Origin of the sequence: Grimontia sp. SpTr1, assembly GCF_947387585.1 — a bacterium.
GTDB classification, from domain to species: domain Bacteria; phylum Pseudomonadota; class Gammaproteobacteria; order Enterobacterales; family Vibrionaceae; genus Enterovibrio; species Enterovibrio indicus.
This window is the reverse complement of sequence record NZ_CANDOD010000008.1, coordinates 1-15,876: the sequence shown is the minus strand read 5'-3', so window position 1 is coordinate 15,876 and position 15,876 is coordinate 1. Positions and strand designations below refer to the sequence as shown.

Annotated in this window: 12 protein-coding genes; 4 read left to right on the top strand and 8 right to left on the bottom strand. The window is 50.4% G+C overall.

Annotation, left to right across the window (positions count from 1 at the left end):
• Positions 1 to 71 precede the first annotated feature (71 nt).
• Positions 72 to 2,450 (top strand): PilZ domain-containing protein, encoded by a 2,379-nt coding sequence (locus QL223_RS12725; RefSeq protein WP_281544968.1) that lies wholly within the window; start codon positions 72 to 74, stop codon positions 2,448 to 2,450.
• 69 nt (positions 2,451 to 2,519) lie between these two features.
• Here the strand turns inward: QL223_RS12725 and serB are convergent, their stop codons facing one another.
• Positions 2,520 to 3,485, bottom strand: a complete 966-nt coding sequence (gene serB / locus QL223_RS12720) for a phosphoserine phosphatase (RefSeq protein ID WP_002538931.1) — start codon at positions 3,483 to 3,485, stop codon at positions 2,520 to 2,522.
• Positions 3,486 to 3,643: 158 nt separating this feature from the next.
• Between serB and QL223_RS12715 the strand changes: the two genes are divergently transcribed.
• Complete coding sequence (locus QL223_RS12715) at positions 3,644 to 4,252, top strand: AhpA/YtjB family protein (RefSeq protein WP_002538933.1); 609 nt, start codon at positions 3,644 to 3,646, stop codon at positions 4,250 to 4,252.
• Between the two features lie 99 nt (positions 4,253 to 4,351).
• Here QL223_RS12715 and deoD read toward each other — a convergent pair whose 3' ends face one another.
• The 4 genes from deoD to deoC form a co-directional block, all read right to left on the bottom strand.
• Positions 4,352 to 5,077, bottom strand: a complete 726-nt coding sequence (gene deoD, locus QL223_RS12710; RefSeq protein WP_002538934.1) for a purine-nucleoside phosphorylase — start codon at positions 5,075 to 5,077, stop codon at positions 4,352 to 4,354.
• A 98-nt stretch (positions 5,078 to 5,175) separates the two neighbouring features.
• Positions 5,176 to 6,396: a phosphopentomutase gene (locus QL223_RS12705; RefSeq protein ID WP_281544967.1), complete on the bottom strand. Its 1,221-nt coding sequence runs from the start codon at positions 6,394 to 6,396 to the stop codon at positions 5,176 to 5,178.
• 10 nt (positions 6,397 to 6,406) lie between these two features.
• The gene (gene deoA, locus QL223_RS12700) at positions 6,407 to 7,738 is read right to left on the bottom strand and encodes a thymidine phosphorylase (protein WP_281544966.1); all 1,332 of its coding nucleotides are present in this window, start codon (positions 7,736 to 7,738) and stop codon (positions 6,407 to 6,409) included.
• 68 nt (positions 7,739 to 7,806) lie between these two features.
• Positions 7,807 to 8,580, bottom strand: a complete 774-nt coding sequence (gene deoC, locus QL223_RS12695; protein WP_281544965.1) for a deoxyribose-phosphate aldolase — start codon at positions 8,578 to 8,580, stop codon at positions 7,807 to 7,809.
• A 69-nt stretch (positions 8,581 to 8,649) separates the two neighbouring features.
• Here deoC and QL223_RS12690 point away from each other — a divergent pair, with 69 nt between their 5' ends.
• Positions 8,650 to 8,796 carry a hypothetical protein gene (locus tag QL223_RS12690; RefSeq protein ID WP_165012775.1) on the top strand — a complete coding sequence of 49 codons (147 nt, stop codon included), beginning with the start codon at positions 8,650 to 8,652 and terminating at the stop codon, positions 8,794 to 8,796.
• Positions 8,797 to 9,103: 307 nt separating this feature from the next.
• On the opposite strand, the gene QL223_RS12685 is transcribed toward QL223_RS12690, so the two are convergent.
• The 3 genes from QL223_RS12685 to prfC all read right to left on the bottom strand — a co-directional run bounded on the left by QL223_RS12685 (position 9,104) and on the right by prfC (position 12,989).
• A complete protein-coding gene (locus QL223_RS12685; protein ID WP_002538940.1) occupies positions 9,104 to 10,342 on the bottom strand; it encodes a NupC/NupG family nucleoside CNT transporter in 1,239 nt (412 codons plus the stop codon).
• A gap of 201 nt (positions 10,343 to 10,543) precedes the next feature.
• Positions 10,544 to 11,311, bottom strand: coding sequence for a TatD family hydrolase (locus tag QL223_RS12680; protein ID WP_281544964.1), 768 nt, complete (start codon positions 11,309 to 11,311; stop codon positions 10,544 to 10,546).
• A gap of 88 nt (positions 11,312 to 11,399) precedes the next feature.
• On the bottom strand, positions 11,400 to 12,989 hold the full coding sequence (prfC, locus tag QL223_RS12675) for a peptide chain release factor 3 (RefSeq protein ID WP_002538944.1): 1,590 nt from the start codon (positions 12,987 to 12,989) through the stop codon (positions 11,400 to 11,402).
• A 448-nt stretch (positions 12,990 to 13,437) separates the two neighbouring features.
• On the opposite strand from prfC, the gene QL223_RS12670 reads away from it, so the two are divergent.
• Positions 13,438 to 15,876: retention module-containing protein (locus QL223_RS12670; RefSeq protein ID WP_281544963.1), on the top strand; the 2,439-nt coding region annotated here is incomplete at its 3' end.

Genomic DNA, 15,876 nt, shown 5'->3' with positions numbered 1-15,876 from the left:
GCAAGTCTGCGCATAAGTTCACGCCAAGATCGGGAAAAAAGGTAAACTATCGACACTTATGGCCGATACAGATGTTGTCATCTAATTTCAGGATTCTACCAGACTTTATCGAGATGAAGGACCACGACAAGGCGCTGTTTGATCAGCTACTCCCCCTGTATGAGCAAGATGCATTTGATGCAGTACTGGCGGAGCTTACCCCCAATGAGAACGCTTCCGAACGGTTAATTACCAAGATGGAAGTGCGACGCCTCATGTCTCCTTGCAGCAAACCCGTGGACCTACGCGGAAAAGTGGTTGGCGAGTGTCGCCGTTATTTTCTGCACGAAGTGAATCACTGGATGGACGATGTTGCCATCAACCTGTATCACCGCCGCGTCGACATCTATCAAGGCCGGATGACAGTCGGGCTTTGGGAAGAGTTACACAATACGCCAAACAGTTACCGTGTTTTGCAGCGACAAGGCGATGTGCGGGCAACAGAGTCTCTGGACACAGTTGATGCAGTGCCGCTGCGTTTTGGCCACTACCTGTCGAGAAGTGAAAACCGCATTCAGCTTTCTAGTCGCATTCAGGCTTTTCTGCCCGATGGCACGGAAGTGAATGGCTCGACCATTGATATTTCCAATTCAGGCATGCAGATCAAATTACCTTCATCGTTCCATTATGAAACGGGATCGACATTGGTGATTTATTTCCCTCAATTGGGGGATGAGTGCCAGCTGGCAGAGCTTTTCAGCGGCTTGAACTATCGAGTGGTCGGAAAGGAACTTAACCTCAACGGCGACAACTTCCAGCGCCTGCGCCTTCGTTTGATGAGCAGTACCGATGTCATCAAAGACGCCATTGAGATTAAGTCCCAAACTGACGATCTGGACTCCCGCCGGGAAAATGAGGACAAATTCCTGACCACCCGCTCCCGCGCCTATGAACAGGTATTCCTTGAGCAGACACCGTCACTGCCACTGTTTTTCTGTGGCAACAGGCTGAGATACAGCCTTTTGACCGAACAAAACCGCGAGCTTTGGGATTACTGGCATGACGAACGCAATCAGCCCGTGATCGACAAGTTGTTCTCGGAAAAGCGTTTACAGTATCTGGCACTTGAAGGACTGACCAACAGCGAAACCCTGGTGTATTGCTTTAACCATCAGCACGGTGCAAAAACCTACTTCTTCTCTGCCTGTCCGACAGAATTGGACGCCGAGCTTCGCCACCTGTTCTGGCATATCGGCAGTTCACGCCCTTCCTGGCGTGTGCTCCGCGTCACCATGGCTAAAATCAGTGAAGAAGACGCCCGAAGGTTGCAGGAAGTGTCACCCGCCTATATCCAACAGATTGATGAGCTGACCCATATTGCGACAATTCAGGATTTGACCTTGTCCCAGGTCAGCAGTGATTTCCGGATTCCAATCAAGCCCAAGCACCCGGTGAAACAGCTCAATCGTTTCGCACATTCGCGTGACCCTATTCTGCCGGTTGAAGCAGTCCCTTCTGTGCTGGCACCACAACGCAAAGAGCCACGCTACCAGCACAGAACCAAAACCACTCTGGTCCACCATTTAACCGGTGAGCTGCAGGGCCAGACCATCGACTTTTCAACCCAAGGTCTGAACGTGCTGCTGAGCAAACCCTTTACCGGTAGCAAACAGCAGGAAGTATCAATCACTTTTACTGATCTGAAACGGGTCGATCCGAAAGCACCTCTCGGTAACGTGCCTTACAAAGTGGTGCAGATCAGCGAAGACAGAACCAACATCAAGCTGGCACTGTTAAAAGACAGGCACAGCAAGCACCGAAGTCATTACCTGCAGCGACTGATTGAGCACAACCAGCATAAGCTTCTGCTCGACAGCGAAAAACTGCCGGACGCCCCGCTGCTGCATGCCATGCATCAAATGCTGCTGACGCGGTTATCTGCCACGCCTTACTTTATTGTGCGCCGCGGGGAAACGCTTCAGGTGTCTGCCATTGGCGCGAACTTCCCAGGCAACGAACTCAGTCGTCTGCTTCAGAAAAATGCAGGCTCTGGCATGATGTCGCTCCGCTCAGTCATTGGTGAACACCTCTCGAAATACGTAAGCCCAGTGACACGCCTGCGCAACCGGGAAGAGCAGGTTCGTCATGAGTTCTATATTTCAGCGACCTTCACCGACGGTGCGATTATCGATGTCACATCGCGCCCACTCGAAAGCTTTAGCTCTCCCGAAGAGCGCAAAATGTTCATTACACAGGCACGTAAGCGTGGGAAGTTTTTTGCGGTCAGAAACTGGCTGCAACCATTGGATGATGGCAATCAGTGGCTGCCAACGGAAACGCTGGCACCTTTGGTCACTTTGTCGACACAACGGGCAAGACAGCTTGAAATGGAATTCACTGACCTCTGTGCTTATGGAGAAATGAGTGACATTACCGACGAAGTGCTAAGACGTTTGGAAATCGGCGGCTAAACAGTTCTTACCATCAAAGAAAAAGGGATGTCCGTCGACATCCCTTTCTTATTTCAGCCTCAACACATCTTACCAACTCAGTCTTTGCGGTAGCAAAGAGGCGGAAAGCACACAAAGCACGCCCCCTAAATCCGCGTGACGAACAGCCACCTGCGCCGCTTGCTGTACTTTCGGTTTGGCGTGATAAGCAATGCCTAGGCCAGCGGCAGACATCATGACCAAATCGTTGGCGCCGTCACCCACCGCCAGTGTGTTCGCAGGCATCAGTTCATAGCGGTCTGCCAGATCGCGAAGAATGTCAGCTTTGCGCTGCGCATCCACCACTGAACCTGCGACTTCGCCGGTCAGCTTGCCGTTTTCAATCACCAGTTGGTTTGATTCAGCATAGGCCAATGACAAGTCTTCTTTCAGCTTGTCCGAGAACCAGGTAAAGCCGCCTGACGCAATCGCGACTTTCCAGCCACGCGCCTGCAAAGAGGCTGTCAGTTGCTTCATGCCCGGCATGTAAGGAATGTTATCGCGTACTTGCTCAAGCACAGACACATCCGTGCCTTTCAGCGTCGCAACACGTTGGCGAAGGCTAGCTTCAAAGTCGAGTTCGCCACGCATGGCACGTTCGGTGACTTCCGCTACCTGCTCGCCAACACCCGCCAGCTTGGCAATTTCATCAATACACTCAATCTGAATCGCCGTTGAGTCCATATCGAACAGTGCCAATCCCGGCTCATAAAGATTTGGAATGTTTTCAAGTGACGCGCAGTCCAGCGCCAGTGCATCGCACAGTTGTACGACCTCTGGCGTGAGTTCTCCACGCATCAGCAACACTTCGTAAGGACCAACAGTCCAACCTGTCATTGGGAATACTGGCTCACCGAGCAGAAAGGAAAGGTCATCCAAAGAACCCGGGCTGATATGAAGCCCATAAAGAATCCACCCTGCCTGACGGCAATCTGACGGACGAAAATCTCGGATAGAAGGGAAACGGTTGAGCAGCTTTACGTGTTTTTTGATCGGATAGGCTGAAAATGCATCCATTGCATAAATTCCTTTTAGTCAGTTGCCTTTACTATATCAAAGAGTGCTTGAGATCACAGCACGGCGGTTGCTTGCTTTTTTCCAGCCAGGACAGCAAACTGAGATAGCGCTGATATGTTGCGACTTCGTCTTGGAAGGCGCCTTAGCTTGGACAGCTTATGCTTCAAATAAATAAAAAACGCCTTAAAAGGCTCTGGCAGTTTATTGTGGTTGTCGCCTGCTTCTCCACAATAATGATGCTGTTTATGTACAGCAATCAATTAAATAACCGCAATTACAAAATGCTTTTTGACCAGACAGAATCCCTGTCCCGCGTCATACTCCGCCAAGCGGCGGCCAGTGCTCACACCGCACTGGCAAGCGATGATATGGATGCAGTTCAGCAGTTGGTGAACAACTTACAAAATGAAGACCTGATTCTGGATGCCGCGGTCTACGACGTGAAAGGCAATCTGGTGGCAAGTTCACTTGGGGCGATGCCACTGGAGCAGCTAACAGGGCTCAATACCCCGCTTTCCGTTGCCAGTATTGGTCGCCAGCAGCTGGTTGAACCCATTGCCGACGATGGCAATATTTCCGGCTTTGTACGGATAACGCTGGAGCATGGTGAGGTGATAAAAGCCGCTTCCAACCGGCTAGAACAAAGCATCAACCTAGTACGCGCCATGATCCTGGTCGCGATTGCCACAGGTGCCTTGCTGATCTTTACTTTCGCCAACCGCCGGGATTTATGGCGTTCAACGTTTCTGTTAAAGAGTAACGACTAGCAGAGGGAAGAGCGAACCTGGGTTCTTAATAGAGCTTTCCCCAGAACGCAAAAAGGATGGCCGAAGCCATCCTTTTTCATCTTGGTCTGTCAGCAGAACTTACGCTTCTTCAGCGTCGCCCAGCAGTACAGATTCCAGTGCGATTTCAATCATTTCGTTGAACGTGGTTTGACGCTCGTCAGAAGTGGTTTGCTCGCCAGTCTTGATGTGGTCAGACACAGTACAGATAGTCAGTGCTTTCGCGCCGAATTCTGCTGCTACACCGTAGATACCCGCTGCTTCCATTTCCACACCCAGAATGCCGTACTTCGCCATGGTGTCGAAGAAATCTGGTTCTGGAGAGTAGAACAGGTCAGCAGAGAAGATGTTACCGACACGTACGTTGATGCCTTTTGCTTTCGCTGCATCAACCGCGTTACGGGTCATCTCGAAGTCAGCAATCGCTGCGAAATCGTGGCCGTTGAAACGGGTACGGTTGATTTTCGCATCAGTAGACGCGCCAACACCGATGATAACTTCACGCAGTTTTACGTCTTCACGCACTGCACCACAGCTACCTACACGGATGATTTTCTTCACGCCGAAGTCTTTGATCAGCTCAGTCGCGTAGATTGAGCATGATGGGATACCCATACCGTGGCCCATAACAGAGATCTTGCGGCCTTTGTAAGTACCGGTGAAACCGAACATGTTGCGAACATCACAAACTTGCTTAACGTCTTCCAGGAAGGTTTCTGCAATGTATTTAGCACGCAGCGGGTCGCCCGGCATCAGAACTACATCTGCAAAATCACCCATTTCGGCATTGATATGTGGAGTTGCCATTTTCTATTTCCTTTTGATCAAATTTCGGAATCAACCGATGCTAATCGGGTCGCAGCACTCGCTGATAGTCTGGGCTGCGACCGGAATTTAGTGTGGAATTACAGGAAAGACTTTCCGTATTCCATGTCTGAAGTACCAAAGTACTTCGCCAGAGTCTGGCCGATGTCTGCGAAGGTCTCACGACGACCGAGCGAGCCTGCTGGTACATGTTTCCCGTAAACCAGAACAGGAATGTGCTCGCGGGTGTGATCCGTGCCTTCCCAGGTCGGGTCACAGCCGTGGTCAGCGGTCAGGATCAGGACATCATCTTCTTTCAGCATTTCGAGGATTTCAGGCAAACGCTTGTCGAAATACTCCAGTGCTGCAGCATAGCCTGCCACGTTACGACGGTGACCGTAGTGAGAGTCAAAGTCGACGAAGTTGGTGAAGATGATGCTGTTGTCACCTTCTTGGTTCATCGCATCTTTGGTCGCGTTGAACAGGGCTTCCAAACCGGTCGCTTTCACTTTTTTGGTGATACCAACGTGCGCGTAGATGTCTGCAATCTTACCGATAGACACCACCTCACCTTGCTTCTCATCAACCAGCTTTTGCAGCACGGTCGCTGAAGGCGGCTCTACAGACAGGTCACGGCGGTTACCGGTACGCTCAAACTGGCCTTTACCCGGCCCGATGAACGGACGCGCGATAACGCGGCCAATGTTGTAGTCTTCCAGCTCTTCGCGGGCGATCTGGCAAAGTTCCAGCAGACGGTCCAGACCGAAGGTTTCTTCATGACACGCGATTTGGAATACCGAGTCCGCAGAGGTGTAGAAAATTGGCAAGCCAGTTTTCATGTGCTCTTCGCCCAGATCGTCAAGGATCTGCGTACCTGATGCATGGCAGTTACCCAGATAATCCGGCAAACCTGCGCGCTCAAGAATGCGGTCAGTCAGTGCTTTCGGGAAGCTGTTTTCTTTGTCAGTGAAGTAGCCCCAGTCAAACAGTACAGGTACACCGGCAATTTCCCAGTGACCCGAAGGGGTGTCTTTACCGGAAGACAACTCAGCCGCATGGCCGTAAGCACCGATGATTTCCGCGCTTGGATCCAGACCTTCAGGGAAGTAGCCTGATGATTCTTCACACGCTTTGCCCAAACCCAGTGCATTCAGGTTTGGCAGCGTCAGAGGACCTTGGCGGTCATCATTGTTCGCGTTACCTGCTGCACATGCTTTCGCGATAGAGCCCAGGGTATTCGCGCCCACATCACCAAACTTGTGAGCATCTTCGGTTGCACCGATCCCGAAGGAATCCAGTACCAAAATAATCGCGCGTTTCATGATCGCCTCCTTAGACGTCTTGTGGGCCAATCTGGCGGTAAACTTCAGGGGTCGCTTCTGGCGCTTCGTCTTCGATGCGCATGGCAGCCTGAAGTGCTGCAGCTGCTTGTTGCCATGCAGCTTCATCCTTGGCATGTACTACCGCCAATGGCGTGGTGCTGTCAGCTTGCATACCCAGACGGATAACATCGCTAAAGCCTACTGAATAATCGATCGTATCACTTGCAACACGGCGTCCACCGCCAAGGCCAACGACAGCCATACCAACCGCACGGGTGTCCATCGCTGATACAAAACCAGCGCGGCTTACAAACACAGGTTTCACCACGTTTGCGGTTGCCAGATACTTACTATAGTTCTCAACGAAATCGAGCGGACCACCCAAACCTGCCACCATTTTGCCGAAGCATTCTGCTGCCTTGCCGTTGTCCAGCACGGTTTGCAGTTTATTCACGGCTTCATCTTTGTCTTTTGCCAGACCACTGATGGTCAGCATTTCTGCACAAAGCGCCATGGTGACGGCATACAGGCGAGGGTTACGGTATTCACCGGTCAGGAACTGAACCGCTTCTTTCACTTCCAGTGCATTACCTGCACTTGAAGCCAATACCTGATTCATGTCGGTGAGCAGTGAGCTGGTGCGGGTACCCGCGCCATTGGCAACTGCCACAATCGATTTCGCCAGTTCTTCTGATTTCTCGTAGGTCGGCATAAACGCGCCAGAGCCTACTTTTACATCCATCACCAGCGACTCTAAACCTGCCGCCAGTTTTTTCGACAGGATAGACGCGGTGATCAGAGAAATATTGTCGACGGTCGCTGTCACATCGCGGGTTGCGTATACACGCTTATCCGCCGGTGCCAAATCACCGGTTTGGCCGATAATCGCCACACCTGCTTCTTTGGTCACTTTACCGAACACATCGTTGCTCGGTGTGATGTTATAACCCGGAATCGCTTCCAGTTTGTCCAGCGTACCACCTGTATGACCCAGACCACGGCCTGAAATCATAGGTACGTAACCACCACATGCCGCCACCATAGGGCCAAGCATCAGGGAGGTCACATCGCCCACACCGCCGGTACTGTGTTTATCGACGATAGGGCCATCAAAATTCATGTGTGACCAGTCAATCACCATGCCTGAGTCACGCATGGCGCACGTCAGTGCGACACGTTCGTCCATGGTCATGTCATTGAAGTACACTGCCATGGCAAATGCCGCGATCTGTCCTTCAGAAACAGTATCTTTTGCAATGCCCTGGATAAAGAAATTAATTTCTTCAGAAGTCAGCGCAATGTTGTCACGCTTCTTCCGAATGATTTCTTGGGGAAGGTACATAGTCGACCTCACGTACTGGGTGTCAAAAACAGGGGGAGCCAAAATTGCCGGCTCCCCAACAGAAGTGCTTAGTAGCCGCCTTCTGCCGCTTTTTCGCCTTCACCCAGCGTGTGAAGCAGGTTAGCCAGCAGGCTTGATGCACCGAAACGGTAGTGTGCGTTGTCAGCCCACTCGCCGCCCAGGATAAGGTCAGCCATCGCCAGGTATTCTGCTGCATCTTCAGCAGTACGTACGCCGCCAGCAGGCTTGAAACCCACCTTTTCTGCAACGCCCATCTCTTTGATCACAGTCAGCATGATTTCTGCTGATTCTGGCGTCGCGTTTACTGGCACTTTACCCGTAGACGTCTTGATGAAATCTGCGCCCGCTTCGATAGAGATTTCAGATGCACGCTTGATGAGTGCTGCTTCTTTCAGCTCACCGGTTTCGATGATCACTTTCAGCGTCACGTCACCACAGGCAGCTTTACATTGTTTAACCAGCTCAAAACCGGTTTTCTCGTCACCCGCGATAAGCGTGCGGTATGGGAACACAACATCAACTTCATCCGCACCGTAAGCCACCGCCGCTTTGGTTTCAGCCACTGCGATTTCGATGTCGTCGTTACCGTGTGGGAAGTTAGTCACGGTTGCGATTTTGATTTCAGGTGTGCCTTGCTCGCGAAGTTGTTTCTTCGCCACAGGGATAAAACGTGGGTAGATGCAGATAGCAGCAGTGTTACCTACTGGGGTTTTCGCGCTCTTACACAGTTCGATAACTTTCGCATCTGTGTCGTCGTCGTTCAGGGTGGTTAAATCCATCAGTTTCAGGGCACGAAGAGCTGCTGCTTTTAGATCGCTCATGACTTTCTCCAGTCGTAAATATTCAAAACCAAGTAACAAACTACGCGAGGCAATGCTCGGCATAATCTGATGAGCGGACTTGGCTCCTTGAAGTTTGGCGCGCTGCATGGTCAGCGCCAATCAACATTCCGTGTTGGCCGCACACCCTATGGCATTCTGCCGGGTGTCCACCTGTCTCATCGTGCTGCAAGTTTTTACACGTTGGGGCAGGTTTGATGTCTCACCTTTCCGCTGTCTGTGAAACAGTAGTGAAATTAATGAAAGACTACTTCTGAAACTTTGACAGCGTTCACCAATTTTACCAATCTTCCTTTGGTTACACTAGGTGTTACCTGTTTCTGTTGAAAAACACTTTGTTGCTGATAGTGCAAACCTGAGCGGACATTTTAGGTGTTACTGGCATCACTATAAGTGGCGAATACGCATCACTTTGTCTTATTCCTGACGAATGGGCTCCCGAAGCTACAGGCATAAAAAAACCGCCTCACAAGGAGGCGGTTTTTGTAATCTCTATACTTGCTGATTACAGCGCAGCCAGAGTCAGGAAGAAACCAGCGATAGTTGCACTCATCAGGTTAGACAGCGTACCCGCACATACTGCTTTCACACCGAAACGCGCGATGTCGTGACGACGGGTTGGCGCGATGCTGCCCAGACCGCCCAGCAGGATTGCGATAGACGACAGGTTAGCGAAGCCACACAGTGCAAACGAGATGATTGCTGCAGTCTTCTCAGACAGGTCACCGATGATTGGGGTGAAGTTCAGGTACGCAACGAATTCGTTAACAACAATCTTCTGACCGATGAAAGAACCCGCGATGTCAGCTTCTGCCCATGGAACACCAATCAGGAATGCCAGTGGTGCGAACACTTTACCCAGAATCCACTCAAGCGTCAGGCCTTCAATACCGAACCAACCGCCGATGCCAGACAGCATGCCGTTGATCAGTGCAATCAGACCGATGAATGCCAGCAGCATTGCACCGATGTTCAGAGCCAGTTGCATACCAGAAGATGCGCCACCTGCTGCTGCGTCGATAACGTTTGCAGGCTTGTCTTCTTCTTCGTCACCGTCTTGACCCAATTGCTCGATTGGCTCGTCAGTTTCTGGCTTGATGATTTTCGCGAACAGCAGACCACCTGGAGCTGCCATGAACGATGCTGCAATCAGGTATTCCAGAGGTACACCCATTGCTGCGTAACCTGCCAGCACACCACCTGCTACAGATGCCAGACCACCACACATGACTGCGAACAGTTCAGACTGGGTCATTTTTGGCACGTAAGGACGTACAACCAGAGGCGCTTCAGTTTGACCAACGAAGATGTTCGCGGTTGCAGACATTGATTCCGCGTGAGAAGTACCCAGTACTTTACGCAATGCACCACCCAGAATACGGATAACAAACTGCATGATACCCAGGTAGTACAGCACGCTGATCAGCGCTGAGAAGAATACAACAGTAGGCAGAACCTGGAACGCAAAGATAAAGCCGATACCATCTACAGAGAAGTTAACCAGGCTACCGAACAGGAAGCCGATACCGTCTTTACCGTAGTTGATCACGTTCTGTACAGCATTAGACATGCCGTTCAGGATTGCTTGGCCCGCTGGGACAAACAGGATGAAACCACCCAGAATAAACTGGATCGCAAATGCACCACCTACAGTACGCAGGTTGATGGCTTTGCGGTTGTCAGATAGCAGTACTGCAATACCCAGCAGTACAACCATCCCTACAATGCTCATAATCAGGCTCATAAAAGGGTTCCTAAAAAAGTCTTGGCGTCTCGACAAATTGGGAGTGTTATTCCGGCGGCGATTATACGCATTGGTTGGGGACCAAAGGAATGCATAAGTCACACTTGAAGTGAAAAATTCGGTGCAATTCACTCAAAAAGGTGATGAAGGTCTATTTTTGTGAGCTATGCACGACGCAAACGTTTGGGCAAACGATGCCTTTTAGACGTTCAACGCAAAGCATGCTGTCGAGTTTTGTGTGGTAGTGTGAATAATTTCCCCGACATCGACCTCTTTTAGCGTGGCTAAAGCGTGGGCAATCAGTGGTAATCTCTCCGGCAAATTAGGCTCTCCCTGAAAGCCAAAAACAGGCATATCGGGCGCATCTGTCTCCAAAACCAAAGAGGAAAGTGGCAACTTTTTCACCGCATTTCGGGTCTTGTTAGCACGCTCGTAAGTGATGGTGCCGCCAATCCCGAGAAGAAAACCTCGCTTTATGTACTCACGCCCAATCTGCTCGCTGCCACTAAAAGCATGCAAGACCCCTTTCACTGCCGGAAAACCATTCAGAATTTGCAGTAATTCGTTGTGCGCTTTACGACTATGAAGAATGACGGGAAGCTGATATTTCTGTGCTAACTGGAGTTGTTCTTTCAACAGCCATTTTTGTCGCTCTGGGTCGGCATTTTCTATCGCAAAATCCAGCCCACATTCGCCAACGGCAACCAATCCTTTCGGCGCGTCAGCCAAAAACGCATCCAGCTTCTGAATGTCTTCGTCTTGATGCGATGCCATCCAAACAGGATGCAATCCCACCGCATACGAGATCTCGGGAAATGCTTCAGCCAATGCTGCCACCCGATCCCAGTTTTCTGTCGCTACGGCGGGAACCAAAAGACTATTTACTCCAGCGGCTACTGAGCGCCTCACCCAATCTTCAGGGTGGTCAGCAAACGGTGGGAAATCAAAATGACAGTGGGTATCAATCATTGCGGCAAAAACTCAGTGGGCTACTTCTATCTATATAGAGGATACAAAAAAGCCGCCTTGTGGGGCGGCTTTCTTTTACGCCTTGTGATTAGTGCTCACGTGTTGCACGGAAGCTCACATCAGGATGACGTTCTTGCGTCAGGCTCAGGTTCACCATGGTTGGCGCAATGTAAGTGAGGTTATCGCCGCCATCCAATGCCAGGTTGGTTTGGTTCTTGCGCTGGAAATCATCCAGTTTCTTCGCATCACTACATTCTACCCAGCGCGCTGTCGCAACGTTAACAGGCTCGTAAATCGCTTCAACGTTATATTCAGACTTCAAGCGTGCAACAACCACATCGAACTGAAGTACACCCACCGCACCAACAATCAGGTCATTGGATGTCATCGGACGGAACACCTGTACCGCACCTTCTTCAGACAGCTGTACCAATCCTTTCAGCAATTGCTTTTGCTTCAATGGATCACGCAAACGGATACGACGGAACAGTTCAGGCGCGAAGTTTGGAATACCTGAGAACTTCAGATCTTCGCCTTGAGTGAAGGTATCACCAATTTGGATAGTACCGTGGTTATGCAGACCAATGATGTCACCGGCAAACGCTTCTGCCGCGCGGGCACGGTCACCCGCCATAAAGGTTACCGCATCAGAGATCGACACCATTTTACCGGTACGCACATGCTTCATCTTCATGCCCTGACTGTACTTGCCAGACACGATACGCATGAATGCGATGCGGTCACGGTGTTTAGGATCCATATTCGCCTGAATTTTGAACACGAAACCAGAGAACTTCTCTTCACCCGCTTCAACCGCACGCTCATGGGTTTGACGCGGCAATGGTGCAGGCGCCCACTCAGTTAAACCATCCAACATGTGGTCAACACCGAAGTTACCCAGTGCAGTACCGAAGAACACAGGTGTCAGCTCGCCGCTCAGAAACAGCTCTTGATCAAACTCGTGCGATGCGCCCAGTACCAGTTCAAGTTCTTCACGCAGTTGCTCTGCTAGGCTTTCACCCACTGCTTCATCCAACTCTGGATTATCCAGACCTTTGATGATGCGTGAGTCCTGAATGGTATGACCCTGACCTGTTTGGTACAGAATCGTTTCATCACGGTGGATGTGATAAACACCTTTGAACTCTTTACCACAGCCAATCGGCCAGGATACTGGTGCACACGCGATGTTCAGCTCACTTTCTACTTCATCCATCAACTCCATTGGGTCACGGATGTCGCGGTCAAGTTTGTTCATGAAAGTCACGATTGGCGTGTCGCGCAGGCGGGTCACTTCCATCAGCTTACGGGTACGATCCTCAACACCTTTCGCCGCATCAATAACCATCAGGCATGAGTCAACAGCTGTCAGGGTGCGGTAAGTATCTTCTGAGAAGTCTTCGTGTCCTGGGGTATCAAGCAGGTTAACCAGACAATCGTTGAACGGGAACTGCATGACAGAAGTGGTGACCGAAATGCCACGTTCTTTTTCCATCTCCATCCAGTCAGACTTCGCGTGCTGATTAGAGCCACGACCTTTTACCGTACCGGCAGTCTGGATCGCGCGTCCGAATAACAGCACCTTTTCAGTGATGGTAGTTTTACCGGCATCCGGGTGCGAGATAATCGCAAACGTACGACGCTTGCCGACTTCTTGCTGAAGTGGAGAGTTTGACATGCTTAAGCTTTTCCGCGTTAAACAGCACGCAGGCAGAAACTGAGCTGCGCGCAGTGTAGATGAATTCAAATCGGCGGGTATTTTGTACGATATCGGGATGAGACTCAACGCTCGCCAACAAAATCCTTACTCTACAGGCCTCACAAGAAAATTCACCTCGCAAAACAAGCCTCTAACGAGAGTCAATATATTGTCCAATAAATGACACACCACTCAATACGCCCGGTCACTTTTTGACCCATCTCGCATCAAAAAGCAATAACACCTTGATCTTCATTCAGATACTTAGCGCTGATAAATATAAAAATTTTACAATTTGCGTCACTTTTTTGGCGATTTTGTTTAACGTCAAGCCTTATAACGAATCTATTTGCATAGTATTATGGATGAAATTTATGTGTCACACGTGACACATCCATATTTATTTACCTTTCGCAGGAAGAGATTCATGGATTCGATTATCACCAAGCAGGCTGCAAAAGTAATTTCAGTGAACGGCAACGCATTCATTAAAGTGAACGGGAAAGATGTTCCCATCGCTGAAGTTTTAGACCTAAACGCCGGTACTGAAATCTTTATCCCTGAGGGTGCCAACGCCCTTCTATCTCTTGAAGACGGCACCGTATTGCCTGTTGGTGAACAAGACTCACCTGCGCAAGATATCTTAGGCTCACCGCTTGATGATGAAATTGCTGCTATCCAGGCATTAATTGAAGAGGGTGTCGACCCAACAGAAGTACTGGAAGCAACCGCTGCAGGTGGTACCACAACATCTGGAGCTGGCTCATGGAGCTTCCAATCCATTGGCCGTGTTGGCGAACAAACCATTGCTCAAGCAGGTTTTGATACAAATGGCATAGCTCAAGCGTTTAACAGTACAAGAATTGAACGAGAAGACAGTGGCGATTCATTTAACTCATTTGCCACATCACCAGAACCAACCCCTATTACCCCGAGTAGCCCTGTTAATGCAACTCTTAAGCTATCTTCATCAACTGACGAGGTATCCGAAGACAAAGGAACCATTAGTTATAAAGTCGAAATTGTCGATGATGAAGGTGCTCCGCTTACCGTCACTGACGGGGAAACAGTGACCGTCACCATCACACTCCCAGATGGGACTGAGCAAGATATAACAATCGGCTCAGGCTCCAGCGAAGCCACTTTCGAATACACCGTAGACGCTGATGACGTTTATAAAGAAAGTGAAGAAGCAAGTGTTTCAATCAATAGCGTATCCGGCGGAGAAAGCTTCGACTCCTTAACCACAGACTCAACCCCTGTTACCACTATTGTCACTGATGATTCTGATACGGTAACCGTTAGTTTGCATGCTGACACTTCCGAGGTTAGCGAAGACGCCGGAGGCATCATCTACAAGGTTGAACTGCGCGATGCTGAAGGTAGCTTAGTTACCGTCGCAGAAGGTGACAGTGTTGAAGTAACAGTGCTCCTTCCAAATGGCTCATCTCAAAAAGTAACCATCGAAGGTGGTACTTCTTCATCTAGTTTCGAGTTTGAGGTCAATCGGGATGACGTTTATTCAGGAAGTAGCACTGCATCAGCCACAATTAATGAAGTTCAAGGTGGCGATGCCTTTGAGAACCTTGAAGCGAGCTCCGACACCGTCACAGTAGATATCGTAGACGACAATGATGCACCAACGCTTACTTTGTCAGGAGATGAGTTTGTCGCTGAAGGGGAAAATGCAACATACACATTGACGCTATCAGAGCCCGCGGCTGAAGATATGACCATTACTGTGGTCGTCGGCCACAAAACAACAGAGAATGGTGACGTCGTTCCTGTTGAAAAAAACGTAACAATAGAAGCAGATACAACGAGTATCTCTTTCAAAGTAGAGGCGTTAGACGACGACCTATACGAAGCAGGAGATGATGACAAATTTACCGTTAGCGTAACGAGCGTAGCTGGCGGTGGTTTTGAAGCACTCCCAACACTGCCTAGTGCAGTAGAGACTATTATAAATACCGATGATAGCGACCGCCCGGACGTCGCGAGCATCACCAGCCCAACCGTGACCGAAGGGGACACGGCGACCTTCGCCGTGACCCTGACCAACGAAAGCACTTCCGACACCACGGTCACCATGACACTGGCCAGCGGCAGTGCCGACAAAAACGTCGATTTCACGGGCACCACGGTCACCGTCAACGGCGAAGCGGTATCGGTGAATGCTGACGGCACCTTTGAGGTCACTGTGAAGCCGGGTGACACCGAATTCACCGTAGACGTCATCACCACAGATAACCTGGATGTTAACGGCAAGCCTGTGTTCGAAAGCACGGAAGACTTTACCCTGTCCGGCAAAACCGACAGCCAGAGCGATGCCGTTACGGGTACAGGTACCATCCTCGATAACGATGCACCGACCCTCAAGATCTCGAATGCAGGCAAAGTCGCCGAAGGTAGCAATGCTGTCTTTAACGTGGCACTGAGCAATCCGGTTGACAACGAGGTCACCTACACTTTCACCGCCAACACTGGTGATGACAGCGACAGTGACACCCTGACTGCGGAAACAGGTGACATCAGCACTCAACTGACGGTGACTTACACTAAAGCAGACGGCACCAAGGTCACTGAAACCATCGACAATGGGGCTGAGCTGAAGATCCCTGGTGATGCCACGGGTATCACTGTGGCCGTCACAACCTTGGATGACCAAGGCAACGTCATTTTCGAAGGCAACGAGAGCTTCCAGCTCGACGTCACGACTAACACTGGCATTAACAATGTCATTATCAATGACAGCGGCAAAGCCACCATCGCTGACGATGGCACGGGCACTAACCCACCGCCAAGTGGCGGCGATGACCGCCCGACCGTGGCGAGCATCACCAGCCCAACCGTGACCGAAGGGGAC